The sequence below is a fragment of the Planomonospora corallina genome, from assembly GCF_042650625.1.
Taxonomy (GTDB): Bacteria; Actinomycetota; Actinomycetes; order Streptosporangiales; family Streptosporangiaceae; genus Planomonospora_B; species Planomonospora_B corallina.
The window spans coordinates 410,122-410,832 of record NZ_JBHSBM010000017.1 but is presented as its reverse complement, the minus strand read 5'-3'; the positions used below and the strand labels follow the sequence as shown (position 1 = coordinate 410,832).

The 711-nt window shown below is 76.5% G+C and carries 1 protein-coding gene; it reads left to right on the top strand.

Translation table 11 applies throughout. From position 1 onward, the window contains the following. Positions 1-44: 44 nt before the first annotated feature. Entirely contained in the window at positions 45-665 is a 621-nt protein-coding gene (locus ACFOWE_RS15060) for an AAA family ATPase (RefSeq protein ID WP_377288070.1), read from the top strand. Positions 666-711 lie beyond the last annotated feature (46 nt).

Here is a 711-nt window from a genome sequence, read left to right as displayed (position 1 = left end):
CGTGCGGAAGACATGGGACTGAGCGGACATGGGACTGAGCGAATATGGGACTGAGCGCGCCCCTGTGGGTCGTCAGCGGGCCGCCGGGCGCGGGCAAGTCCACCGTGGCGGCGGCTCTGCTGGCCCGGCTCGACCCGGTGCCCGCGCTGCTGGACAAGGACACCGCCTACGGCGGCTTCGCGGCGGCCACCCTGCGCGCCGCCGGCCGCGACCCCGGTGAGCGCGAGGGCCCCTGGTACGACGAGCACATAAAGAAGTACGAGTACACCGGGCTGACCGCGCTGGCCCGGCAGATCCGCTCCCACGGCTGCCCCGTCCTGCTCGACGGGCCCTTCACCTCCCAGGTGCACGAGGCGGGCCTGTGGTCGGCCTGGGTCGCCGAACTGGGCGGGCCCCCGGTCCACCTGGTCTGGGTGCGCTCCGACGGCCCCACCCTCCGCGCCCGCCTGACGCGGCGGGGCCTGCCCAGGGACGCCGGGAAACTCACCCGCTTCGACGAGTACCTGCGGGCGATCCGGGTGGACGAGCCCCCGGTGGTCCCGCACGTCGAGATCGACAACCGCCCCGGGGCGCCCGGCCTCGGCGAGCAGGCGGAGCGGGCCGTGGCGTGGGCGGCCCGCCGGACGGAACCGGCGCGCCGCAGGACCGACCGGCGGCCCGGGTAGCGGACGGGGCCCGGTCGGGCACCGCGTACGGCGGGCGGAGGACGCC